This window comes from Blattabacterium cuenoti, assembly GCF_014252115.1.
In the GTDB taxonomy this organism is placed as follows: Bacteria; Bacteroidota; Bacteroidia; order Flavobacteriales; family Blattabacteriaceae; genus Blattabacterium; species Blattabacterium cuenoti_AK.
This window is the reverse complement of sequence record NZ_CP059211.1, coordinates 550,642-573,512: the sequence shown is the minus strand read 5'-3', so window position 1 is coordinate 573,512 and position 22,871 is coordinate 550,642. Positions and strand designations below refer to the sequence as shown.

General features: G+C 24.0%; 21 protein-coding genes, 1 tRNA gene and 1 pseudogene. 15 read left to right on the top strand and 8 right to left on the bottom strand.

Annotated elements, in window-relative coordinates; all coding sequences use genetic code 11:
* Positions 1-56 precede the first annotated feature (56 nt).
* Together atpD and H0H44_RS02795 are read left to right on the top strand one after the other, a co-directional pair.
* Positions 57-1,562, top strand: coding sequence for a F0F1 ATP synthase subunit beta (gene atpD, locus H0H44_RS02800; protein ID WP_185871956.1), 1,506 nt, complete (start codon positions 57-59; stop codon positions 1,560-1,562).
* Between the two features lie 13 nt (positions 1,563-1,575).
* On the top strand, positions 1,576-1,809 hold the full coding sequence (locus H0H44_RS02795; protein ID WP_185871602.1) for a FoF1 ATP synthase subunit delta/epsilon: 234 nt from the start codon (positions 1,576-1,578) through the stop codon (positions 1,807-1,809).
* A gap of 3 nt (positions 1,810-1,812) precedes the next feature.
* Here the strand turns inward: H0H44_RS02795 and pdxA are convergent, their stop codons facing one another.
* A complete protein-coding gene (gene pdxA / locus H0H44_RS02790; RefSeq protein WP_185871601.1) occupies positions 1,813-2,841 on the bottom strand; it encodes a 4-hydroxythreonine-4-phosphate dehydrogenase PdxA in 1,029 nt (342 codons plus the stop codon).
* Between the two features lie 27 nt (positions 2,842-2,868).
* Here pdxA and H0H44_RS02785 point away from each other — a divergent pair, with 27 nt between their 5' ends.
* The gene (locus H0H44_RS02785) at positions 2,869-3,501 is read left to right on the top strand and encodes a riboflavin synthase (RefSeq protein WP_317168626.1); all 633 of its coding nucleotides are present in this window, start codon (positions 2,869-2,871) and stop codon (positions 3,499-3,501) included.
* Between the two features lie 11 nt (positions 3,502-3,512).
* Here the strand turns inward: H0H44_RS02785 and H0H44_RS02780 are convergent, their stop codons facing one another.
* Positions 3,513-5,090 (bottom strand): phosphoenolpyruvate carboxykinase (ATP), encoded by a 1,578-nt coding sequence (locus tag H0H44_RS02780; RefSeq protein WP_185871600.1) that lies wholly within the window; start codon positions 5,088-5,090, stop codon positions 3,513-3,515.
* Between the two features lie 85 nt (positions 5,091-5,175).
* On the opposite strand from H0H44_RS02780, the gene H0H44_RS02775 reads away from it, so the two are divergent.
* From H0H44_RS02775 to yihA, 5 genes are read left to right on the top strand one after another with little or no spacing between them, the layout of a single operon-like run.
* Positions 5,176-5,439, top strand: a complete 264-nt coding sequence (locus H0H44_RS02775; RefSeq protein ID WP_185871599.1) for an acyl carrier protein — start codon at positions 5,176-5,178, stop codon at positions 5,437-5,439.
* Positions 5,440-5,456: 17 nt separating this feature from the next.
* The gene (fabF, locus tag H0H44_RS02770; RefSeq protein ID WP_185871598.1) at positions 5,457-6,725 is read left to right on the top strand and encodes a beta-ketoacyl-ACP synthase II; all 1,269 of its coding nucleotides are present in this window, start codon (positions 5,457-5,459) and stop codon (positions 6,723-6,725) included.
* Positions 6,715-7,464: a ribonuclease III family protein gene (locus H0H44_RS02765; RefSeq protein ID WP_185871597.1), complete on the top strand. Its 750-nt coding sequence runs from the start codon at positions 6,715-6,717 to the stop codon at positions 7,462-7,464. The genes fabF and H0H44_RS02765 overlap by 11 nt, the downstream gene beginning before the upstream one ends.
* Positions 7,465-7,470: 6 nt before the next feature.
* Positions 7,471-8,274 carry an alpha/beta fold hydrolase gene (locus H0H44_RS02760; RefSeq protein WP_238786129.1) on the top strand — a complete coding sequence of 268 codons (804 nt, stop codon included), beginning with the start codon at positions 7,471-7,473 and terminating at the stop codon, positions 8,272-8,274.
* Positions 8,249-8,971 carry a ribosome biogenesis GTP-binding protein YihA/YsxC gene (gene yihA / locus H0H44_RS02755; protein ID WP_185871596.1) on the top strand — a complete coding sequence of 241 codons (723 nt, stop codon included), beginning with the start codon at positions 8,249-8,251 and terminating at the stop codon, positions 8,969-8,971. Before H0H44_RS02760 ends, yihA begins: the two co-directional genes overlap by 26 nt.
* On the opposite strand, the gene aroQ is transcribed toward yihA, so the two are convergent.
* The 3 genes and pseudogenes from aroQ to H0H44_RS02740 all read right to left on the bottom strand — a co-directional run bounded on the left by aroQ (position 8,857) and on the right by H0H44_RS02740 (position 10,959).
* Positions 8,857-9,282, bottom strand: a complete 426-nt coding sequence (aroQ, locus tag H0H44_RS02750; RefSeq protein ID WP_185871595.1) for a type II 3-dehydroquinate dehydratase — start codon at positions 9,280-9,282, stop codon at positions 8,857-8,859. The genes yihA and aroQ overlap by 115 nt on opposite strands.
* 13 nt (positions 9,283-9,295) lie before the next feature.
* Positions 9,296-10,015 (bottom strand): pseudouridine synthase, encoded by a 720-nt coding sequence (locus H0H44_RS02745; protein WP_185871594.1) that lies wholly within the window; start codon positions 10,013-10,015, stop codon positions 9,296-9,298.
* Positions 10,016-10,027: 12 nt separating this feature from the next.
* A pseudogene (locus H0H44_RS02740) lies at positions 10,028-10,959 on the bottom strand (mevalonate kinase family protein).
* Between the two features lie 129 nt (positions 10,960-11,088).
* Here H0H44_RS02740 and H0H44_RS02735 point away from each other — a divergent pair.
* From H0H44_RS02735 to H0H44_RS02720, 4 genes are all read left to right on the top strand, one after another.
* Positions 11,089-11,976, top strand: coding sequence for an NAD kinase (locus H0H44_RS02735; RefSeq protein ID WP_185871593.1), 888 nt, complete (start codon positions 11,089-11,091; stop codon positions 11,974-11,976).
* Positions 11,977-12,038: 62 nt separating this feature from the next.
* A complete protein-coding gene (locus tag H0H44_RS02730; protein WP_185871592.1) occupies positions 12,039-12,770 on the top strand; it encodes an isoprenyl transferase in 732 nt (243 codons plus the stop codon).
* A 61-nt stretch (positions 12,771-12,831) separates the two neighbouring features.
* The gene (gene bamA, locus H0H44_RS02725; protein WP_238786128.1) at positions 12,832-15,318 is read left to right on the top strand and encodes an outer membrane protein assembly factor BamA; all 2,487 of its coding nucleotides are present in this window, start codon (positions 12,832-12,834) and stop codon (positions 15,316-15,318) included.
* Between the two features lie 30 nt (positions 15,319-15,348).
* Entirely contained in the window at positions 15,349-15,855 is a 507-nt protein-coding gene (locus H0H44_RS02720; protein ID WP_185871590.1) for an OmpH family outer membrane protein, read from the top strand.
* Positions 15,856-15,858: 3 nt separating this feature from the next.
* On the opposite strand, the gene H0H44_RS02715 is transcribed toward H0H44_RS02720, so the two are convergent.
* Positions 15,859-15,931: transfer RNA gene (locus tag H0H44_RS02715), tRNA-Phe, on the bottom strand.
* A gap of 367 nt (positions 15,932-16,298) precedes the next feature.
* Between H0H44_RS02715 and H0H44_RS03095 the strand changes: the two genes are divergently transcribed.
* The 3 genes from H0H44_RS03095 to H0H44_RS02700 are packed head-to-tail and all read left to right on the top strand — an operon-like array spanning position 16,299 to position 19,921.
* On the top strand, positions 16,299-16,499 hold the full coding sequence (locus tag H0H44_RS03095) for a hypothetical protein (RefSeq protein ID WP_238786127.1): 201 nt from the start codon (positions 16,299-16,301) through the stop codon (positions 16,497-16,499).
* Position 16,500: 1 nt separating this feature from the next.
* Positions 16,501-17,772 (top strand): hemolysin family protein, encoded by a 1,272-nt coding sequence (locus H0H44_RS02705; protein ID WP_185871952.1) that lies wholly within the window; start codon positions 16,501-16,503, stop codon positions 17,770-17,772.
* A 1-nt stretch (position 17,773) separates the two neighbouring features.
* On the top strand, positions 17,774-19,921 hold the full coding sequence (locus tag H0H44_RS02700; RefSeq protein ID WP_185871589.1) for a SurA N-terminal domain-containing protein: 2,148 nt from the start codon (positions 17,774-17,776) through the stop codon (positions 19,919-19,921).
* Here the strand turns inward: H0H44_RS02700 and H0H44_RS02695 are convergent.
* Positions 19,918-20,169, bottom strand: a complete 252-nt coding sequence (locus tag H0H44_RS02695; protein WP_185871588.1) for a Sec-independent protein translocase subunit TatA/TatB — start codon at positions 20,167-20,169, stop codon at positions 19,918-19,920. The two genes, H0H44_RS02700 and H0H44_RS02695, sit on opposite strands and share 4 nt — an antisense overlap.
* Positions 20,166-22,805 carry a protein translocase subunit SecD gene (gene secD, locus H0H44_RS02690; RefSeq protein WP_238786126.1) on the bottom strand — a complete coding sequence of 880 codons (2,640 nt, stop codon included), beginning with the start codon at positions 22,803-22,805 and terminating at the stop codon, positions 20,166-20,168. Before secD ends, H0H44_RS02695 begins: the two co-directional genes overlap by 4 nt.
* Between the last annotated feature and the right edge of the window lie 66 nt (positions 22,806-22,871).

Below are 22,871 nucleotides of genomic sequence, written 5' to 3'. Positions count from 1 at the left end.
TATACATTTATTACAAATATAATAATATAGTTTTTATATAAGTACATGATATGATGATGCATAAAAAAAAAATTAAAGGAATAATTAATAAAATTATAGGACCTGTAATTGATGTTTCTTTCAAAGGATGCTCTTATCTTCCTAAAATTTATGATGCACTAGAAGTATTTTCGTCTAAAAAAAAAAAAATTGTATTGGAAGTTCAACAACATGTGGGGGATAATAATGTTCGTTGTATATCTATGGAAGTAACAGATGGATTGAAAAGAGGGCAGGAAGTCTATGCATTAGATCAACCAATTTGTGTTCCTGTTGGAGAATCTATTAATGGTAGAATATTTAATGTTTTAGGAGATTGTATAGACGGATTAGGAGATATAGATAGATCGAAAACTAAATCTATTCATAGTAAATCTCCTGCATTTGTAGATTTATCAACAGATACAGAAATTTTATATACAGGAATTAAAGTCATAGACTTAATAGAACCTTATCCTAAAGGAGGTAAGATTGGGTTATTTGGAGGAGCTGGAGTTGGAAAAACTGTATTGATTCAAGAATTAATTAATAATGTAGCAAAAAAACATGGAGGAAGATCTGTTTTTGCAGGAGTAGGAGAAAGATCTAGAGAAGGAAACGATTTATTAAGAGAAATGTTAGAATCCGGTATTATAAAGTATGGAGAATCTTTTATGGAATCTATGAAAAAAGGAAACTGGGATTTATCTAAAGTGGACAAAGAATCCTTGAAAAAATCCAAAGCAGTTTTTGTTTTTGGACAAATGAATGAATCTCCTGGAGCGAGAGCAAGAGTTGCTTTATCCGGGTTAACATTAGCTGAATATTACAGAGATCAATCTTTAGAAGGAAAAAAAGGACAAGATGTTTTATTTTTTATAGATAATATATTTCGTTTTACTCAAGCTGGATCAGAAGTTTCAGCATTATTAGGAAGAATACCTTCATCAGTAGGATATCAACCTACTTTATCATCTGAAATGGGGGCTATGCAGGAAAGAATAACTTCCACCAAAAGAGGATCTATCACTTCAGTGCAAGCAGTTTATGTTCCTGCTGATGATTTAACAGATCCTGCTCCTGCAATTACATTTTCACATTTAGACGCAACTACAGTACTTTCTAGAAAAATAGCATCTTTAGGTATTTATCCTGCAGTAGATCCTTTAGATTCTTCTTCACGTATTTTATCTCCAGATATAATAAGTGAAAGTCATTATAATTGTGCACAAAAAGTTAAGAAAATATTGCAAAAATATAATTCCTTACAAGACATTATAGCTATTCTTGGAATAGAAGAACTAAGTGAAGAAGATCAACTAACAGTTTCTAGAGCTAGACGTGTTCAACGTTTTTTATCTCAACCGTTTCATGTTGCAAAACAATTTACAGGAATAGAAGGAGAATTTGTAAAGATTGAAGATACTATAAAAGGATTTAATATGATAATGAATGGAGAATTAGATAATATACCAGAAATAGCTTTTAATCTAAAAGGAACTATTGAACAGGTTATAGAAAGTGGAAAAAAAATTTTATCATAAATTTGTGGTTTTTATGGAAATCAAAATTTTTAGATATTATAAAATTTTTTATCAAGGAAGTGTTATATCTGTTATAGCCCCTGGATATCAGGGGTACTTTCAAATATTAAAAAATCATGCTCCATTTATTTCTATATTAAAAAATGGGATTCTGAAATTAGAACTAAAAAAGGATAAAAAAAAGGAAATTAAAATAGAAGGTGGTATTTTAAGAGTAAATAAAAACATGGTTATTATAATAACATAACTTCTATGAACTAAACTTCATATATTCTTTTCTATTTTTGAATATTTTTATAGCATTAAAAATAGCCTCTTCAAATGATTTTTCATTGGCGATTCCTTTTTTAGCTATATCATAGGCAACTCCATGATCAGGAGATGTTCGTATATGAGAAAGACCAGCTGTAAAATTTACTCCTTGATTAAAAGTTAAAGTTTTGAAAGGTATTAATCCTTGATCATGATACATAGCTAGAACAGCATCAAAATTTCGATAATTATGATTTCCAAAAAAACTATCTGAAGAATAAGGACCAAAAATTAACCATCCTTTTTTTTGAAATAAATTATCAATAGCTGGTTTAATTTTTATTTTTTCTTCATTTCCTATTAATCCATTATCACCTGAATGTGGATTACAACTCAAAACAGCAATTTTTGGTTTTTCTATATAAAAATCAATGATGAGAGACTGACGTAAAATTTTAATCGATTTCATTATTTTTTTGATATTTAATTCTGAACTAACCTTTTTTAAAGGTATGTGGTTAGTTACTGTTGCAATTTTTAAAATATCGTGAATCATTAACATTAAGGATTCTCCCTCTAATATATTTTGTAAATATTCAGTATGACCAAAAAATGAAAAATTTTTAAAATTCATATGTTTTTTATTAACTGGAGCTGTTACAAGTACATCTACTTTACCTTCTTTTAAAGCTTTCACAGCTTTCTTTAAAGATAACATGGGGTATTTTCCTGATTCAGGATGGTTGATTTTTATAGATTCAAATTTAATATTTTCTTTCCATATATTGAATACATTGATTTTGTAATCAATAATTTCTTTAAAATTTTTTATTTCTCGTATATTATTAATTTCCATATTAAAAATTTTTTTGTAGTAAAAACATAGATTGGTAGATCCAAATAATATTGGAGTAAAAAAATCTAACAGTTTTTTTTTGCAACATACTTTTAAAAAAACCTCTAATCCTATTCCATTAATATCTCCTGTGGTAAACCCCACTTTAATTTTTCTTTTTTTATGATTCATTAATATAAAATACAATATTTAATTAATTTGAAAAAAATTATAAATTATTCATCAATGTTTACTGGAATCATAGAATGTACTACAAAAGTGTATCAATTAAATCGTGAAAAAAACAATCTTCGTATAATTTTTAGTAATCCATTTTTAAAAAAAAAAATAAAAATTAATCAAAGTATTTGTCATGATGGAATATGTTTAAGTATTATGAACATCAATGAAAATCAAAAAACTTATTCAGTTATTGTTTCTGAAGAAACTTTATTATGTACTAACTTAAATTTTTTAAAAATTAAAGATGAAGTAAATTTAGAAAGAGGAATTATGTTACATGAAAGGTTGAATGGACATATTGTTCAAGGACATGTAGATACAACTGCTAAAATTATTAATATTGAAAATAGAAACGGAAGCTATTTATTCTTTTTTAAATCCAAAAAAAAATTGGATTCTCTAGTTGTAAAAAAAGGATCTATCGCTATTAATGGAGTAAGTTTGACTGTTATAACATGTAATCAATATATATTTAATGCTTCCATTCTTCCTTATACTTATAAAAAAACAAATTATCATTTGATGAAAATTGGTGATATTGTTAATGTAGAATTTGATATTCTAGGAAAATATATTAATAAATTTATACAACAATATAAAATGAAGTGAAGATATAACATTTATTCCAAAATAGGTTCTCCTGACGAAATATTTTCATCTGTATATTGTCTATATATATTAAAATGCTGAATAAATTTTTTAGCAAGTATTTTAATTTGATCTTGATATATTTTTTTATTTTTCCATAAGTTTTTTGGATTCAAAATATTAGAAAATACACCGGGACAATATTTTGGAATTTGAAAATTAAAAATAGGATATTTTTCATAAGGAACTTCTGATAAAATACCATTTAAAGCATTTTGTACAATTTTACGTGTATCATCTAATTTAATCCTACATCCGGTTCTTTCCGATATTAATCCAGTATTAATCATCCAAACATTGATTTGAGTATTATCTAATTTTTTCATTAACATTTTTGTATATTTAACAGGATGCAAGGGCATAAACGGAGCTCCGAAACAAGAAGAAAAAGTAGCTTTTGGATTTTTAATATTTAGTTCAGTACCAGCTACTTTAGATGTATATCCTAATAAAAAATAGTAATAAGATTGTGCTCTATTAAGTTTAGATATAGGAGGTAAAACTCCAAAAGCGTCATATGTTAGAAAAAAAATATTTTTTATATTGGAAGACAATAGTTTTTTTTCGATATTTTTTATAAAATAAATAGGATAGCTTATCCTCATATTTTGAGTAATGGTGTCGTTTAAAAAATCTACTTCTCTAGTTTTTTTGTCAAAAATTACATTCTCCAACATAGCACCCTTTCTTATAGCATGATAAATCATAGGTTCATTTTTTTGAGAAATACCCAATATTTTAGCATAACATCCTCCTTCAAAATTAAATATAATATCATCATAAGTCCATCCGTGTTCATCATCTCCAATCAAATTTCTATTTACATCATTAGAAATAGTAGTTTTTCCTGTTCCCGATAAACCAAAAAAAAGAGCTGTATCTTTATTACATTTCCCCACATTTGCAGCACAATGCATAGGAAAAACATTTTTGTATATAGGAAGTATAAAATTTAAAACAGAAAATATAGATTTTTTAATTTCTCCTGTATATCCTGATCCTCCAATCAAGATTATTTTTTTGGAAAAATTTAATATAGAAAAGTTTTTATTTCGTGTACCATCTTCTATGGGATTTGCTTGAAATCCTGGAACACAAAACAATAACCAATCTGGTGAAATTATTTTCAAGTTTGAAAATCTTAAAAATAAATTATGAATAAATAGATCAGACCATGGATACTCACTAATAGAACGAACATTTAATTGATAACGTTTATCGGAACAAAGGTATCCATCCCGGATATACAAAGTTTTTCCAGATAAATATTGTACTACTTTTTGATATAAATCATTAAATTTTTCTGTATCAAAAGATTGATTAAATTTTTCATCCCACCAAACTTTTTGTTCTGTAATGCTATCTTTTACAATAAATCTATCTTCTGGAGATCTTCCGGTAAAAAAACCTGTTGTTATAGCTAAAGCACCTGATTTTGTTTCAAAACCCATTTTTTTTTGAACAATGATTTTTTGTAACTCGTAAGGAGTTAGTTGCCAATTATATGAAGAATTCAATATTCCATAATTTTCTAGAGAAAAAGAAGTCATATGTCATTTACTATTTATACGTGAAACAAATTTATATATGATTTACAAAAGTTTACTAATTTTGTATTATAAAAAATTATAATACATGTCTGATATTGCGTCTAAAATCAATGCTCTTATTGTAGAAAAATTAAGCGTAGAAGAAAATGAAGTTACTCCTACTGCTAGTTTTACAAATGATTTAGGAGCAGATTCACTAGATATAGTAGAACTTATTATGGAATTCGAGAAAGAATTTAACATAAATATTTCTGACGAAATAGCTGAAAAAATAACAACAGTAGGTGAAGCCGTGCGGGCTATTGAAAATATTTTGATGGAAAAAAATGTAAATAAGAAAAAAAACTGATTAGATAAATATTTTTTATGTATGAACATGTAGAAATCAAAAAAGTAGTGATTACTGGAATTGGTTCTATCACTCCTATAGGAAACACTGTAGAAAAATATTGGGATTCTCTTATAACTGGAAAAAACGGTTGTGGTCCTATTACTTATTTCGATACTAAAAAATATAAGACTAAATTTGCTTGTGAATTAAAAAATTATGATCCAAATTTTTTTTTCAATAAAAAAGAAAGACGAAAATTAGATCCTTGTGCTCAATATGGAATTATTGCTTCTGAAGAAGCAATAAAAAATAGTGGAATTAATTTTTTAAAAGAAAAAAGAGAAAGAATAGGAGTAATTTGGTCATCTGGAATTGGAGGTCTTCTTAACTTAGAAGAATCTATTTCAGATTATATACATGGAGGAAAATATCCCAGATTTAGTCCTTTTTTTATCCCAAAAATGCTTATCGATATTACTGCTGGTTTTATTTCTATGAATTATGGACTTCACGGTCCAAATTATGCAACGGTATCTTCCTGTGCTTCATCTTCTAATGCTATTGTAGATGCTTATCATCTAATATGTTTAGGAAAAGCTGATATAATGATAACTGGAGGATCTGAGGCTGCTATTACGCAAAGCGGAGTCGGAGGTTTTAATGCTTTACATGCACTATCTACTAGAAATGAAGATTATAAAACAGCATCAAGACCTTTTGATGAAAATAGAGATGGTTTTGTATTAGGAGAAGGAGCTGGATGTCTTATTATTGAAGAATACAAACATGCTCAGGAAAGAGGGGCTAATATATATGCTGAGATAGGAGGAGTGGGAATGTCTGGAGATGCTTACCATATTACAACACCTCATCCAGAAGGAAAAGGAATTATTTTAGCTATGAAATCAGCTATTAAAGAGGCTGGAATTAAATCTAAAGAAGTTGATCATATTAATTCTCATGGAACATCTACTAGATTAGGAGATATTGCGGAGATTAAAGCTATTAAAAAAGTATTTCATGAAAATATACATGATATCAATATTAATTCTACAAAATCTATGACTGGTCATTTACTAGGTGCTGCTGGAGCAATTGAAGCTATTGCTTCGATTCTTCCCTTAACAAAAGGAATAATCCCTCCAACCATAAATATGTTTCATGTAGATAAAAATATAGATCCAAAAATTAATTTAACTCCAAATAAAGCGGTAAAAAAAGAAGTAAAAATCAGCATATGCAACACTTTTGGTTTTGGAGGACATAATGTTTGTATTTTATTTAAAAAAATAAATGTTACCTGAAAATAATACTTTTTTTGAAAAATTTAAAAAAAATGATTATTCTATCTTAGTAGATAGACTGATAAAAATATTAGGATTTTTTCCAAAAAATACCAAATTTTTAAAGGAAGTATTCATATATAGTTTTTCTACGAAAAAAAGAAATTTAAATCAAAATTATTCCATTAATTTTCAAAGATTAGAATTTTTGGGAGATGCTGTATTAAATTCTATTATATCACATTTTTTATGTGAGAAATTTCCTAAAAAGAAAGAAGGAGAATTAACTCAAATACGGTCTAAAATCGTATGTAGAAGAAACTTAAATGAAATTTCTAGAAAATTAACTATTGCAGATATTTTTTCCGATCAATCTATAATATTTGATAATAATATACTGGGGAATACACTTGAGGCTTTGATAGGTTTTATTTACTTATATAGAGGATATCATAGTTGTGAAAATTTTGTACATAAAAAAATTTTACATCCTCATGTAAATGTTGAAAAATTACAAAATGAAATTTTTAGTTATAAAGTATGGATCATAGAATGGTCACAAAAAAATAAACTTTCTATAAGTTTTAAAACTTTTAGGGAAAATAAAGATCAAAATAAAATTATTTATTTATCTGTATTTACAATATCAGAATATGAAATTCAAACTAAAGGAAGAGGTTCTTCTAAAAAAAAATCAGAAGAAATGGCTGCCAAAGAAGCTTACTTTATTGTTCAAAGAAAAATACTTAAGGAAAAATAGAATTGTATGATGTGCATATTCAATTTTATTGAAAATAAAGATAAAAAGTTTCCTCACATCAAAAAAGGAAAAGGTCACCCTTTAATCTTGCTTCATGGATTAATGGGAGGGTTAAGTAATTTCGAAGCTCTTTTGGATTTTTTTCCAAAAAGAGGTTATCAAGTTATCATTCCTTCATTACCTCTTTATAATATGCCATTATTTTTGACTAACATTTATAACATATCTAAATATGTAATTCGATTTTTAATGGAAATAAGAATTAAAAAAGCTACTTTAATAGGAAATTCTCTTGGTGGGCACATTGCTTTAATTATAGCAAAAAAAAGAATCGATTTAGTTCATTCTGTAGTTTTAACAGGAAGTTCAGGGTTATTTGAAAAAGCTTTTGGAGATGCTTTTCCTAAAAGGGAAAATTATGAATACATTAGAAAAAAATCACAAGAAGTATTTTATGATCCTAATATAGCTACAAAAGAACTAGTAGATGAAGTTTTTCATATTGTAAATGATAAAAAAAAAGGAATTAAAATTTTATATATCGCGAAAAGTGCAATGAAATCTAATATGTCTAAAGATTTATCTGTTATTCATCAACCTATTTGTTTAATTTGGGGAAAACAAGATCATGTTACTCCTCCAGGAGTTGCAAAAGAGTTTCATAGATTATTGCCTCATTCAGAATTATATTGGATAGATAAATGTGGTCATGTTCCAATGATGGAACACCCTAAAATATTTGTAAATATTTTAGAAAAATGGCTTTCCAAATTTGATTTTAACCATGAAAATTATTTCTGTAAAATTTAAAGGTAGTTTAAAAAATATTAGCCAATTTCGGTTATTGACTCATAATGTTCCTGAACATGCTTTTGTGGGACGTTCTAATGTTGGGAAATCTAGTTTAATAAATAGTATAACAAAAAAAAAAATAGCTAAAGTTTCTTCTTATCCTGGAAGAACACAATCTATCAATTATTTTTTAATAAATCATAAGTGGTATTTGGTAGATTTACCAGGTTATGGATTTTTTTCTGTAAAAAAATTAAAAGAAAGAACACAGAAATTAATTAGAAATTTTATTCTTAATAAAAAAAATAATATTTTTTTATTTTTGTTGATAGATTGTCGGTTTTTTTTACAAAAAAAAGATTTAAATTTTATAAAAAAATTAAATAATTTAAAAATCCATTTTTGCATTGTTTTTACGAAAATGGATAAACTAAAAAGTTTTAGACTTTTTGATGAAAAAATTTCATTTTTTCTTAAGGAAATAAAAAAAAATAATATTCCTGTACCTACATGGTTTAAAGTTTCTGCGAAAAAAAAACATGGTATCAATAATTTAATTCGATATATTAAAAAATTAAATGATTTTTATTTTTTTCATATTCATAAACAAAAACTCATTATTCCTAATTCATACGATTTAAATCCAAAACCAAAAATTGTCCCATTACAAACAGGAGAAAGAAAGGATTTTTTTCTAAAAGATTCTCTGGAATAAATGTTGGAAATATGAACTTCTATTACAGGGGAAGAAATAGATTTTACGGCATCAGCAATTCCTATAGAAGTATGAGTATAGGCTCCTGCGTTCAAAATAATTCCATCTGATTTAAAACCTACAGAATGTAAAATATCTATAATTTTTCCTTCACTATTATTTTGATAATAATTAATCTCTATACTACTAGTAGATAGTTTTTTTTTTAATTTCTTAAGAAAATCTGAGAAATTTTCGTATCCATATAATTCAGGTTCTCTTATTCCCAATAAATTTAAATTGGGACCATTAATAATAGTTATTTTTTTCATAAAACCACTAATATTATTTACTTTTATTGTTAGCAGTCATAATATATTCTATTTCTTTTTTTTTCAAAAAACACCAATTTCCTATTTTAATATTTTTTTTTGATAATCCTCCGAAATTAATCCGATCTAATCGGATGACTTGATAATTTAATTTTTTAAATATTCGTTTAATGACTTTATTCCATCCTATATACAATCCTATTTCTATTTTATTATCACATTTTTTATTTACAAAAATGACTTTTATTCTTCCTTCTTTTAGATAAATTTTTCCTTTTCTTATTTTATCTAAATCTTCGTTTTTAATTTTTTTATTTAATGATACGTGATATATTTTTTTTACCCGATATTTAGGATGAGTCAATTTTTCAGCTATATATCCATCATTTGTTAGGAGTAAAACTCCTGTAGTAGAATAATCTAATCTTCCAACAGGAAAAATCCTATAAGGTAAATAAGGAATCAAATTCATTACTGTTTTTCTATTAAATTGATCTCGTGTAGAAGTAATAAACCCTTTGGGTTTATTAAGTAATATATAAATTTTATTTTTAGATTTGATCTTTGATCCATGATATTTCACAATATCATCTGTATAAATTACAGTTCCTAATTTAAAAATGGGTTTTCCATTGACTTCTATAGCTCCAGACTGAATTAATTTATCTGCTTCTCTTCTAGAAGAAATTCCTGCATCAGATAAGTAATGGTTTAATCTAATTTTATGGTGCATAAAAAAATTGAGTTAAAAACGAAAAAGAACTTCTGTAGTATATTTTTTCAATTTTTTTTTTGATAATTCATAATTTGGTGTAAAACCTAAAATAAAACCTCCACCTCCAGAACCACATAATTTCAAATAATAAATATCATTGAATATTCCGTTTTTCCAAATTTCTAAAATGTTTTGGGAAATCATAGGACGAAAATGATAAAAAATCAAACTAGATAATAATTTAACATTTTTTAATAAACTTTTAAAGTCTTCTTTTAAAAAATTTTTAATACATTTTTCATTATATTTTATAAATTCTGAAAAAATGATTTTTCGGAATTTATCATGCTTTAATTTTCTAAAAAAAAAATTGATCATAGAATTGGTTTGACTAGGAATTCCGGAATTTAGTAAAAAAATAGCCCCTTTTCCTTTATTTTCTTTTGGAAGCTCTATTATAAAAATATTTGTTTCGGATTGGATAAGTAAAGGTTGATTAAAATAACAAATTAAAGGATCTATTCCCGAACTTTTTCCATGGAAAAAAGACTCCATTTGTCCAAATATTTTTTTCAAAATTATGATATTATTTTTGAAATATCCTTTTAATTTATTTTTTGCATATTTATCATAAATAGAAGCTACTAATGCTCCAGAACTTCCAACTCCATATCCATTTGGTATATTTGAATGAAAAAAGATTCCTTTTTGTATATCTTTACGTAATTTTTTTAAATCCAATTTTACTAATAACTCTTTTTTTTTTCTAAAATGGATAAAAAATTATAAAATTTATTTATTTCATAATTTGAATATGAATAATCTTTATTTTTATTGGATTCATAATAACTTTTTAAAGTTCCTTTATAAATATTATAAGGAATAGAAAGTCCACTTGAGTTTTTTAGAATTCCATATTCTCCAAATAACAATATTTTTGCAGGAAACAAAGATTCTCTCATTTTTTATGATTTTTTTTCTAAATTAGAAAAAATAAAATTAATAAAAACTATTTAGTTTAAACTAACTATATTGAAAGAAAACAAATTAATTTCATAATTTTTTTAATTTGTTATAATTAAAATTTTAAAATGAGAATAGCCGTATATGGACAAAAATTTTACGAAAAAAATATACCATATTTGAATCAATTTATAGGTTATGTATATAGCCATTCTATAGAAGTCCATATTGAAAAATCTTTTTTTCACGTTCTATCTTCTTTTGAAGAATTTAAGAATTTAAATTTTCCGGTTTTTTCTCATTATAAAGAATTAAAAACTAAAAATTTTAGTTTAATGTTTACTTTTGGAGGAGATGGCACTATTTTATCCGCTATTACATTCATTAGAGATTCTGGTATTCCTATAGTTGGAGTAAATACAGGAAATTTAGGTTTTTTAGCAACTTTTAATAAAGATGTTTTCATAAAAAAAATAGATCAAATTTTTAATAAAAAGTTTCATATAATACCCAGAAGTTTATTATCATTAAAAACTTCTATAATGGATCATAAAAAATTTTTTAATTTTGCATTAAATGAAATCGTTATTCTTAGAAAAGAAATGGTTTCTATGATAACCATAGATGCTTATATAAATAATGAATTTTTAACTTCTTATTGGGCTGATGGATTGATTATTTCTACTCCTACCGGATCAACCGGATATTCTCTCAGTTGTGGTGGTCCCATTATTAGTCCTGAAAATAAAAATTTTGTTTTGACACCTGTATCTCCACATAATTTATTTTCACGTCCATTAATTATATCAGATCATCAAAAAATTTATTTAAAAGTACATAGTCGAGTAAAATCTTATTCTCTATCTATGGATACAAGATTAATTTCTTTAAATCAAGAAAATGAATTATATATTCAAAAAGCACCTTTCTATATATATATCCTTCAAGAAGAAAAAAATACATATTATAAAACGTTAAGAGAAAAACTTTTATGGGGAATGGATCAACGAAATTAAATATGGTTGAGGTTCTTCATTTTTTATTTATATCTTTGTATAAGATGTGTTTATGATTTTTTATGAAAAAATTGTTAGAAAAAATAGACTGTAATAACATACCTAATCATATAGCTATTATCATGGATGGAAATGGTCGTTGGGCTAAAAATAGAGGAAAATTGAGAACATTTGGTCATGAAAAAGCGATACAATCTGTTATAGAGACTTTAAATGGATGTGAAGAATTAGGCATCCCTTATATAACTTTGTATGTTTTTTCTTTAGAGAATTGGAATAGACCTAAACAAGAAATAGACAGTCTAATGAAGTTATTTCATACTAATTTAAAAATTCATTTAGAACAAATTCATGAAAAAAATGTAAAAATTATTACAATAGGAGAATTAAAAAAGTTTTCTGAAATAATTCAAAAAGAACTATTATTTTTCATGAATAAAACAAAACATAATACATCTGGAACTTTAATTTTAGCATTGAGTTATAGTGCTAGGGAAGAGATATTAAGAGCTACAAAAAATATTGCTGAAAAAATTTGTAATGGTCTTTTTTCAATAAAAGATATAAATTACTCTTTTTTTAGAAATCATTTATATACTAAAGATTTGCCAGATGTAGATTTAATTATTAGAACAAGTGGAGAACAACGAATTAGTAATTTTTTACTTTGGCAAGCTGCTTATGCTGAGTTATATTTTACAAATATTTTATGGCCTGATTTTAGAAAAAAAGATCTTTTTGAAGCTATAATAGATTATCAGAAAAGGAAACGTCGTTTTGGAAACGTAGAATAATTTTTTTTAAAAAATGAAAAAAAATATTTTTAGAAGCATTTTTTATTTATCGATAATAATAATGCACTTTCAAAAAGTTTATTCAGATTCATTTTCTGTGAATTATGATAATCATGAGAATTTTCTTTCTCCCAATTCCCATAAAGAAAAAAAAGAAAAAAATATTTCTTTTATTGTAAGAGAAATACATGTTATAGGAAAAACTAAATATGACAGTTTTTTTATTTCTGAATTATCAGGGATCTCTCCTGGAGAATTGGTCAATATTTATGGAGTAAAAACGGATGATGCTATAAAAAAATTATGGAAAAGTAATCTTTTTAGAAAAATATCCATTTATAAAAAAAATATAGGAGAAAATGAAATTGATTTATTCTTTGAATTAGAAGATTTAGAAGAAATTCATGAAATAAAGATAAAAGGAATTGAAAAGGATCATCAAGTTGATAACATTATAAAAAAAATAAAAATTGGAGATAAAATTCCCGGTTATTTAATTAAAAATGTAGAAAATGATATACAAGAATATTATAAAAAAAAAGGATATTATGAAATTGATATAAAAAATCAAATTGAGAAGAATTACAAAAATAAAAATATTTTATGTTTTTATATAAATAAAGGAAAAAAAATTGAAATAGAAGAAATATTATTTTCTGGAAATAAAATAATTCAAAATAAAGAATTACTTGATTTGATGATTGAAACTAAAAAAAATTTTTTTTTTCTATTTTCAAAAAAACCTCTTTTTATTAAAGAAAATATAAAAGAAGATTTAAAAAACATAACGTATAAATATCAATCTATAGGTTTTATTGATGTTCAAGTATTATTGGATTCTATATGGAGAAATAAAACCGGAAATTATGGAATTAAGATAAAAATTATAGAAGGAAAAAAATATTATTTAGGTAATGTTGGTATATTAGGAAATAAAAAATTAGAAACAGATTTTTTGAAAAAAATTTTTTCTTATAAAAAGGGAGACGTATATAATAAAATTGGTATTAGAAATAATATAATAAATTATTCTGATAGTATTCTTTATGCTTATTTAAATTTAGGTTATCTATTTGTTAACATAAATTTAATAGAGAAAAAGATTTTAAACGATCAAATAGATTTGGAAATTCAAATAGACGAAAATAAACCTGTCTATATAAATAAAATTGTTATATTAGGAAACTATAGAACTAAAGATCATGTCATTAGAAGAGAATTAAAAATTTTTCCGGATGATCTCTTTTCTATCAAAAACGTAAAATATAGTTTATTTCAATTGGAGAATTTGAATCTATTTGAAAAAGTATATTATGAAATTAAACCAAATAAAAAAAATGGATTAGTGGATATCGAATGGCATGTTTTAGAAAAAAATACTAATGTGTTACAATTTTATGGAGGTTTCGGAGGAAAAAATTTTAGAAAAATTATTGGAAATTTTAAATTAAATATTGGTAATTTTTCTCTTGGAAATGTTTTTAAGTGGAATTTATGGAAACCCATTCCTCAAGGAGATGGACAAAAATTGATTATTCATAATCAATTGGGATCCGATTTTTCATCTTATAGTCTTTCTTTTACAGAACCTTGGTTAGAAAAAAATAATTCTACTTCTTTCACTTTTAAAAGTCAATATTCAATAAAAAAAGTTAAAAATGAAGAGGACTTAGATTTCCTTCCTGAAGTATATAAAAATACTCAAATATCACATGAGGAAAAACAATTTTTAAAAAAAATAGGAATTTCTGTGGATTTGAATAAATCTTTATCTTTTTTAGATCCCTATTCTAAAGTTTTAACATCTATAGATTATGAAAGATTTCTTTATCAAAAAGAAACTTCACCTAAATTATATCAAAAACAGAGATTCAATAATCTTAGTTATTTAACTTCATTACAAAGATTTTCAACAGAACCAGACATTATTTTTCCATTTCAAGGAACAGAAATAAAGTTTAATAGTTTGTTTACTCTTCCATATTCCATAATTTTTAAAAATATTAAAAATGAAGAATGGATGGAGTATTTTAAACTGAAAATAATTTTATTTGGGTATCATAAAATTATAGATAATATAGTATTGAAAGTGGGAGGGGAAGTAGGTTACTTAGGACAGTATAATGATACAAAAGAATTATTTTCATTTCAAAAATTTTATATGGGTGGAGTACCTAATAGTTTTCCAGGATCATATGATAAGGATCATATTACATTAAGAGGATATTCTTATAAAGACAAAAAAATTAAAAATAGTGTAGGAACGATTTATAATAAACTTGTATTGGAAATACGTTTTTTAATTAAAAATTTATCTAACTTAAAAATTTGGACAATTTGTTTTTTAGAAGGAGGAAATGTAAGTAATTCTTACCAAGAATTTAATCCACTAGTTATGAATAAATCTTTTGGATTTGGATTTCGTTTATTTTGGTCTCCAATAGGTTTTTTAGGATTTGATTTTGGATATCCTATAAATAATGATAATATAACTCATGTTTTTGATAAATCAAAATGGAAAACACATTTGATAGTAGGGAAAGAATAATACAAATAAATAAAACAAAAATCATATGATATGAAAAAAAATACAATTTTTTATTTTCTGTTGTTTCTATTTTTATTTGGATTTCATTATTCATATTCTAATGAATGTCATAAAAAAATAGTTTGTATGAATAGTATGGCTCTCATAGAGAAAATGCCAGAATTTTCTACTGCTCAAAAAGAATTAGATAAAATTAGTAAAATTCATGAGAATACTTTAGATAAATTAGCAAGAGAATTTCATAAAAAAGCAGAAAAATTTCAAAAAAATAAAAATCCGATTCTTAAAAAGGAATTAGAAATTTTACAAGCGAAAGCACGTGCTTATCAAAAAACAGCTTCAGATGATCTAACTAAAAAACAAAATAAACTGTTAAATCCTATATATAAAAAAATAGAAAATGCTATTCATAAAGTAATAGAAAAAGACAAAAATATTATAAGAGTTGACGATTGTAGTCCTGGAAAATGTGTTATAATAAACAAAGGAGAGGACATTACCGAAGCAGTAAAAAAAGAATTAGGATTGAGAAAATAAAAATGGTATCTCCCGGAATCGAACCGGGGACACAAGGATTTTCAGTCCTTTGCTCTACCTACTGAGCTAAGATACCACTAAAGAACAAAAATACAATAAAAATAATCAGTAATAAATTTCATTATTATATTTTTTTACTATTCTTTTTTGTTCTTCTTTCTTGTTTCAATAAAGAACCTAAAAAAATTGTTTCTAAAACAAATAGAAAAGAAATACCTAAAAATATTTTTTTTAAAACAAGTTTTTTTTATAAAGAAAAAGGTTTTTTAAAATTTATTATTTATTCTTCCGTTATTAAAGAATATACGTTTTATACATTATTTCCAAGTGGATTGAATATGTTTATTTATGATCAAAATACTAACAAATATACCTATATTAGTGCCAATTGGGTTAAATCAATCGACAAAATATTTTATCATATTAAAGGAAATATTATAATTATGAATTATAAAGGATATTTTTTGAAAACTGAGGAAATTTTTTGGGATAGGAAAAAGAAAAAAATATTTAATAAAAAATATACAACAATTATATCTAATTCAGATAATATTATACTGCATGCAACAAATGGAATAGAAGTTTCTGAAGATTTCAAAAATATTAGATTAAAAAATATTAGTGGAACTTTACCTATTAAATAATATACTTTTCCATGTAAGTATAGTTTTGATTACTATATTCATATCTGCTTTTTTTTCTGGTATGGAAATGGCTTTGATTTCTTCTAGTTTATTTCAAATAGAAATAGAAAAAGAAAATAAAAAAGGGTCTTTTCATTCTAAACTTCTTTCAAAAAGTATTAGTAATTCTAAAAAATTTATCACTACAATGGTGATTGGAAATACCATATCCTTAGTTATATATGGTATTTATATGGGAAAATTGTTTTTGTATATTTTTCCAAAAGAATTTTTAAATAATTCTTTATGGATGATTTTTTTAGAAACAATTTTTTCTGCTACTATTATTCTAATAGTCGGAGAATTTATTCCCAAAATAATATTTAGTGTCTATTCAAATGAATTGTTGAGTTTATTTATTGTACCTATGTATGTGATATATAAAATATTTTCTCCTATTACAAACTTTATTATTTGTATTTCTAATTTTTTTTTAAAGATTTTAGGAGAACAAGAAAATGATAAAAAGAAAATTTTTGATAAAGAAGATTTAATTTGTTTTTTATCAGAAAATATGGAAAAAAATGTAAAAAGAAAAGAGATTGTGGAATCGGAAATTGAAATTTTTCATAAAGCTCTAGATTTTTCGGAAAAAAAAGCACGAGAATGTATGTTACCCAGAAAAGAAATAGTTTCTGCTAATTTAATATTTTCTTCTATAGATAATATTAGAAATATTTTCACTGAAAGTGGATTATCCAAAATAGTAATTTATAAAAATAATATAGATAATATTATAGGTTATATTCATTATTTAGAATTATTGAAAAAACCAAAAAATATAGAATCTATAATTAGATCAGTAGAATTGGTTTATGTAACAACACCCGTCAGGGAAATTATGGATCTTTTAATTAAAAAAAAAAGAAGTATTGCTATAGTGTTAGATGAATATGGTGGAACAGCAGGAATGATAACTATTGAAGATATTTTAGAAGAATTTTTAGGAGATATAAAAGATGAGCATGATGAAAATTTTCTATTAGATAAAAAATTAAATGATTCTGAATTTTTATTTTCTGCACGTCTAGAAATTGATTTTATCAATGCTAAATATGATTTAGATCTTCCACAATCTGATAAATATGAAACTTTAGGGGGGTTAATTGTAACTTATATAGGAGATATTCCAAAGTATGGGGATAAAATTGTTATTAATAAAAATTTTTATATTGAAATTAAGAAAGTATCTAAGAATAAAATAGAAGAAGTTTTTATCAAAAAAAATTTTTAAAATGAGTTTTTTAGAAAAAATTAGAAATAACACATGGTTAGTTTTCTTTTTTATAAGTATATCTTTAATATTTTTTATATTAGATCCTAATATTATATTAAAATTTTTTACCGATAATTCTGTTATTATTGGAAAAGTAAATGGAGATAATATTTTTTTAGAAGAATATCTTAATTGTTTTCAGTTTTTGAAACGGTTTCGTGAAGATGAACCTGATCATTATTTGAAAAATGATGCTTGGAAATTATTAATTCATGAAAAAGTATTGAATCAACAAGCTGAAAAATTAGGAATAAAAAATACGAAAAAAGATTTTTGGAAAGCAATAGAGAAACAATCAATATATAGTAAAATCGCTAATTTTCAGGATGAAAAAGGGAAAATGAATATGAAAAAATTTAGATTATATTTAAAAAATTTGGAAAAATTTCCTCCGAATTTAACACCTGAAATAGAAGCGGAAAAAAATATTTGGCTTTATGAAAAAAATAGCATTCCAAAAAGAATTATTGCAAAAAAATATATAGAAATGTTAATGTATGGATTGAATACTTCTTTTGTAGAAGCTGTATTAAATTATAAAGATAAAAATTTATTTTCTACAATCGATTATATATTTATTCCTTATTCAGAGATAGAAAAAGAATATTATAAAATTAAAAATCATGAGATTTATGATTTTATTAATCATAACAAATTTCTTTATAAAAAGGAAAATTTAAGAAACCTTAGTTTTGTTATTTTTCGTTCTCATCCATCATTAGATGATGAGAAAAATATGAATATTAAAATAAAAAAATTATTTTTGAAATTTAAATTTTCTAAACATGATTCTATAATTGTTTCTAATCAATCTGAAAAACCTTTCGATTCAAATTTTTACTTAAAAAAAAATCTTCCTTTTGTATTACAAAATTTTTTAGAAAAAAATAATAAAATTGGAAACATATTTGGTCCTGTTAAAGATGACAATATATACATTATGGCTAAATTAACTGGAAAAAAAATGATATATAATTCCGTATTATCCAGCCATATATTGATTTCTCATAAAGAAGCATTACGTTTTTACAATAATAGAGGTAAAAAAAAAGCAGAAGATATAGCAAAAAAAATATACAATACTGTCGTAAAAAATCCTGATAGTTTTAATTATTTAGTTATGAATAAATCTGATGATACTATCAATGTGAAAAAAAATAAAGGAAATTTAGGATGGATAAAATACGAAGAACAAAATGAAGTATTTAAAAATAGTCAAGATAAGAATTCAAAAGAATCATTTGATTTTTTTTCTTTAAAAAATAAAAAAGGAACAATAGGTTTAGTTGAAAGTAAATTTGGATATCATATTATTAGAATTGATGATGTAAAAGATATAAAACCTGTTTATCAGTTTGCTATAATAGTCAAAACATTAACTCCATCAAAAAAAACTGAAGATATCCTTTATCAAAAAACCATTCAGTTTATGAAAGAAAATAAAAATTCAAGTCTAAATACATTCATTAACAATGCAAGAAAAAAAAAATATGAAACTCTTTTTTTAAAAGAAATAAAAAATCATCAATATTCCATTGATGATTTAAATACAGAATTGGATAAAGAAATTATAAACTGGTCTTATGAAAAAAATAGAAAAGAGGGAGATATAAAAATCTTTTCCACTTCGAATAAAGATTATATTATGGTATTTTTATCCAAAATTCAAAAAAAAGGATACCCTATTGAAGAAATAAAAAACAATATAATCCCTATTTTAATTAAAAAGAAAATAAACTATTGTTTATCTAAACTTAGATTAAAAAAATATAATACTTTAGAAAAAATAGCCTCTCGTTTTTCCAAAAAAATAAACAAATCTTATAAAATAAATTTGTATCAGTCTATGATTGAAAATCAAAAAGAACCTAAAGTAGTTGGATATGCTTTTTCCTCAAAATTATATAAAACTTCTAAACCAATATTAGGAGAACAAGGAGTCTTTTTTGTAAGACCATTAAAACGTTTTAATACATCAAAAAAACTTTCTTATTTTTCTTCTGAAATAGAATCTTTAAATACCAACTTGAGAAAAAATATTTTAGAACAAATAGGAAATGTATTAATTAATAAATCTAATATTAAAGATTATAGAAAGAATATTTAATTGTTTCGTTTCACTGAATAAGGAGGTATTTTTATTTTTTTTTCTTCGAAATTATAGATTCCTTTTTTTTTTTCAATATTATTTCGGATAATTTCTTTTTTAATTTTTGTTTTTGCATTTTTTAAGAATCGTATTCCTTCTCCTAATCCACGAGCTATATCTGGTATTTTTTTAGGACCAAAAACAAGTATAGCTATGAAAATTATAAAGAAACTTTCTTCTATACTAATAAATAAAAAATTTTTCATTTTTTTACATTTTTTTGCAAAAAATCGTATACTATGGATGGAGCTATAAATATAGAAGAATAAGTTCCAACACTTATTCCAATAAATAAAGCTAACATAAAACTATGGAGGATTTTTCCTCCGAAAATAAAAATAATCAAGATTACTAATAAAGTAATAAAAGAAGTATTCATAGTTCTAGTAAGAGAACTATAGATTCCTTTATTTATAGTTTTTTTCATTATAAATGATGTTTTTTTTGAAAATTGTCGAATTCTATCATAAACAATTACAGTATCATTAATAGAATAACCTATTATTATTAATAAAGCAGCTATAAAAGTTTGATCTATTTCCAGAATAGAAAATTTTTTATGAAAAAAAGAAAATACTCCAAGCACAATAATTGAATCATGGATTAAAGAAATAATTGCACCCAATCCAAACTGCCATTTCTTAAATCTCATAAAAATATAGGTAAAAATAGCCATCAAAGAAATTATAATAGAAATGAAAGCTTTACGAGCCATATCTACAGCTACTATAGGTCCTATTTTTTCAATAGATAAAATACCTAATGATTTATTTGTTTTTATATTTTTAAATTCATCAAAATTTATAGGAAAAAAAACCTTTAAAGCTGTAAACATTTTTTTTAAAATAATTTCGTCTGTCTGATCGTTTTCTTCCCAAATTCTATAATTTGTAACTATCTTAAGTTGATTTTCATTCCCAAATGTTTGTACTTTAGGAAAATAAGATTTTCCATTTTCTATAAATGTTTTTGATAAAATTTTTGAAATTTTTTCAGGTTCTATTTTACGATCAAAAAGAATTACGTAAGAACGACCTCCAACAAAATCTAATCCTAGGTTAAATCCTTTAAAAAAAAAAGAAAGTATACTAACAATTATAAGAATACAAGAAATTATATAAATCCATTTTCTTTTGGATAAAAAATCATATTGCATATTTTGCATTTTATTTAAAACAGAAACTAATATTTTTTTTCTAAAAAAAATATTTTTATACTTTTTTAAGTGCCATTCTAACAATAATCTTCCTAAAAAAATAGAAGTAAACATAGATATTATAATTCCAATAATTAAGGTAGTAGCAAAACCTCGTATTGGACCAACTCCAAAATAAAATAAAATGATTCCACATAATAAAGTAGTGATTTGTCCATCTATAATAGATGATAATGCTCCCTGAAATGTGTAACTGTTATGAATAGATGTTAATATATAAATTTTATTTTTTATATTTTCTTTAATTTTTTCATAAATTATAATATTGGCATCCATAGACATTGCTAATGTTAGGATAATACCCGCAATACCAGGAAAGGTTAAAACCGCATTTATAGAAATAAGAATACCAAAAATAAATATTATATTAAAAAATAAAATAATGTTAGCATATAAACCCGGAATTGAGTAATAAAAAAACATCCAAATAAATATAAAAGATAAAGCAATCAAAAAAGATATAAACCCTTTTCGAATAGACTCTTTTCCCAAAGAAGGCCCTATTATATCGGTTTGTATAACTTTTACAGAAGTAGGTAATTCTCCTGTGTTTAATACATTTATTAAATCATTAGATTCTTGTACTGAAAAATTTCCATACATTTGAGATATACCGTTGGTAATGACTGATTTTACTACAGGAGCTGCATAAACAAGATTATCAAGTACTATTGCGATACTTTTTCCTATATTTTTTTCTGTGAATATTTTCCATTTTTCAGTACCTTCTTGATTCATTTTTATATTTATATATATTTCATTCAAAGGCCCAAAAGATTTATAAGCATGAGTGACTATATTTCCATTCAAAGAATGATCTTCATTATTATTATTTATTTTTTTTACAGAAAATAATTGTAAATAATTATTAAAATTTTTGTGCCCCCACAAAAATTTTACATCATGTAGATGATAAGGTAAAGCATTTTTAACTTCTTCTGAATTTAAAAAATCGGAAATAATTTTTTGATATTTTACATGAACTAATCCAACGATATTTGAAGATTTAATGAGCGGAATGTTCAAAATATTTATAAGAGACTTTTTTTTTCCAAAATGTTTTTTATAGTAAAATTTATTTATTGCATTGAAAAATGAAATCAGTTCTTGTAAATTATAAGTTTCAAAAAAATGTAATTCCGCTTTTTTTTCTAAAATATTTTTTATTCTTTCTATATTTTCTATTCCAGATAATTCTATTAAAATTCGATTAGAATTTTTGATTCTTTGAATATTAGGCTGTACAATTCCAAATCTATCTATCCTAGACCTCAAAATATTTTGAATAGAAATTATAGATAATTCTATTTTTTTTTTTAAAAATTTTTCTACTTCTGAATCAGAACTATTAACATCAATTTCCTCAATATTAGATTTATTTCCAAATAAATTAGGAGAAGATAAACGGACACTCTTACTCTCTCGATTAAAAGAATTGATGAAAGACGATAAATAATCTATATTTTGATTTTCTCTTTTTTTATTATCTGCATTTATTAAGGCTTTCAAGAAAAAAAAATTTTGTGAATTTTCAGCAAGTTTTTTTAACAAATCTTTCTCAGAAATATCTAAAATCATACTAATTCCTCCTTTTAAATCTAAACCTAGATTTAAATTTTTTTTCAATTTATAATTCTCAGAATGTATTATACTAGGTGATATATAATATAAACAGATTATAGTTAATACTAT

Bases quoted from the DNA above. Each gene is read 5' to 3' on its own strand.
- bamA (WP_238786128.1), top strand. From the start codon at position 12,832: ATGCACTTTCAAAAAGTTTATTCAGATTCATTTTCTGTGAATTATGAT.
- H0H44_RS02775 (WP_185871599.1), top strand. From the start codon at position 5,176: ATGTCTGATATTGCGTCTAAAATCAATGCTCTTATTGTAGAAAAATTA.
- H0H44_RS02695 (WP_185871588.1), bottom strand. From the start codon at position 20,169: ATGAAAAATTTTTTATTTATTAGTATAGAAGAAAGTTTCTTTATAATT.
- pdxA (WP_185871601.1), bottom strand. From the start codon at position 2,841: ATGAATCATAAAAAAAGAAAAATTAAAGTGGGGTTTACCACAGGAGAT.
- H0H44_RS03095 (WP_238786127.1), top strand. From the start codon at position 16,299: ATGAATTATAAAGGATATTTTTTGAAAACTGAGGAAATTTTTTGGGAT.
- H0H44_RS02780 (WP_185871600.1), bottom strand. From the start codon at position 5,090: ATGACTTCTTTTTCTCTAGAAAATTATGGAATATTGAATTCTTCATAT.
- H0H44_RS02795 (WP_185871602.1), top strand. From the start codon at position 1,576: ATGGAAATCAAAATTTTTAGATATTATAAAATTTTTTATCAAGGAAGT.
- fabF (WP_185871598.1), top strand. From the start codon at position 5,457: ATGTATGAACATGTAGAAATCAAAAAAGTAGTGATTACTGGAATTGGT.
- yihA (WP_185871596.1), top strand. From the start codon at position 8,249: ATGAAAATTATTTCTGTAAAATTTAAAGGTAGTTTAAAAAATATTAGC.
- aroQ (WP_185871595.1), bottom strand. From the start codon at position 9,282: ATGAAAAAAATAACTATTATTAATGGTCCCAATTTAAATTTATTGGGA.
- H0H44_RS02745 (WP_185871594.1), bottom strand. From the start codon at position 10,015: ATGCACCATAAAATTAGATTAAACCATTACTTATCTGATGCAGGAATT.
- H0H44_RS02730 (WP_185871592.1), top strand. From the start codon at position 12,039: ATGAAAAAATTGTTAGAAAAAATAGACTGTAATAACATACCTAATCAT.
- H0H44_RS02720 (WP_185871590.1), top strand. From the start codon at position 15,349: ATGAAAAAAAATACAATTTTTTATTTTCTGTTGTTTCTATTTTTATTT.
- H0H44_RS02765 (WP_185871597.1), top strand. From the start codon at position 6,715: ATGTTACCTGAAAATAATACTTTTTTTGAAAAATTTAAAAAAAATGAT.
- atpD (WP_185871956.1), top strand. From the start codon at position 57: ATGCATAAAAAAAAAATTAAAGGAATAATTAATAAAATTATAGGACCT.
- H0H44_RS02760 (WP_238786129.1), top strand. From the start codon at position 7,471: ATGATGTGCATATTCAATTTTATTGAAAATAAAGATAAAAAGTTTCCT.
- H0H44_RS02735 (WP_185871593.1), top strand. From the start codon at position 11,089: ATGAGAATAGCCGTATATGGACAAAAATTTTACGAAAAAAATATACCA.
- H0H44_RS02700 (WP_185871589.1), top strand. From the start codon at position 17,774: ATGAGTTTTTTAGAAAAAATTAGAAATAACACATGGTTAGTTTTCTTT.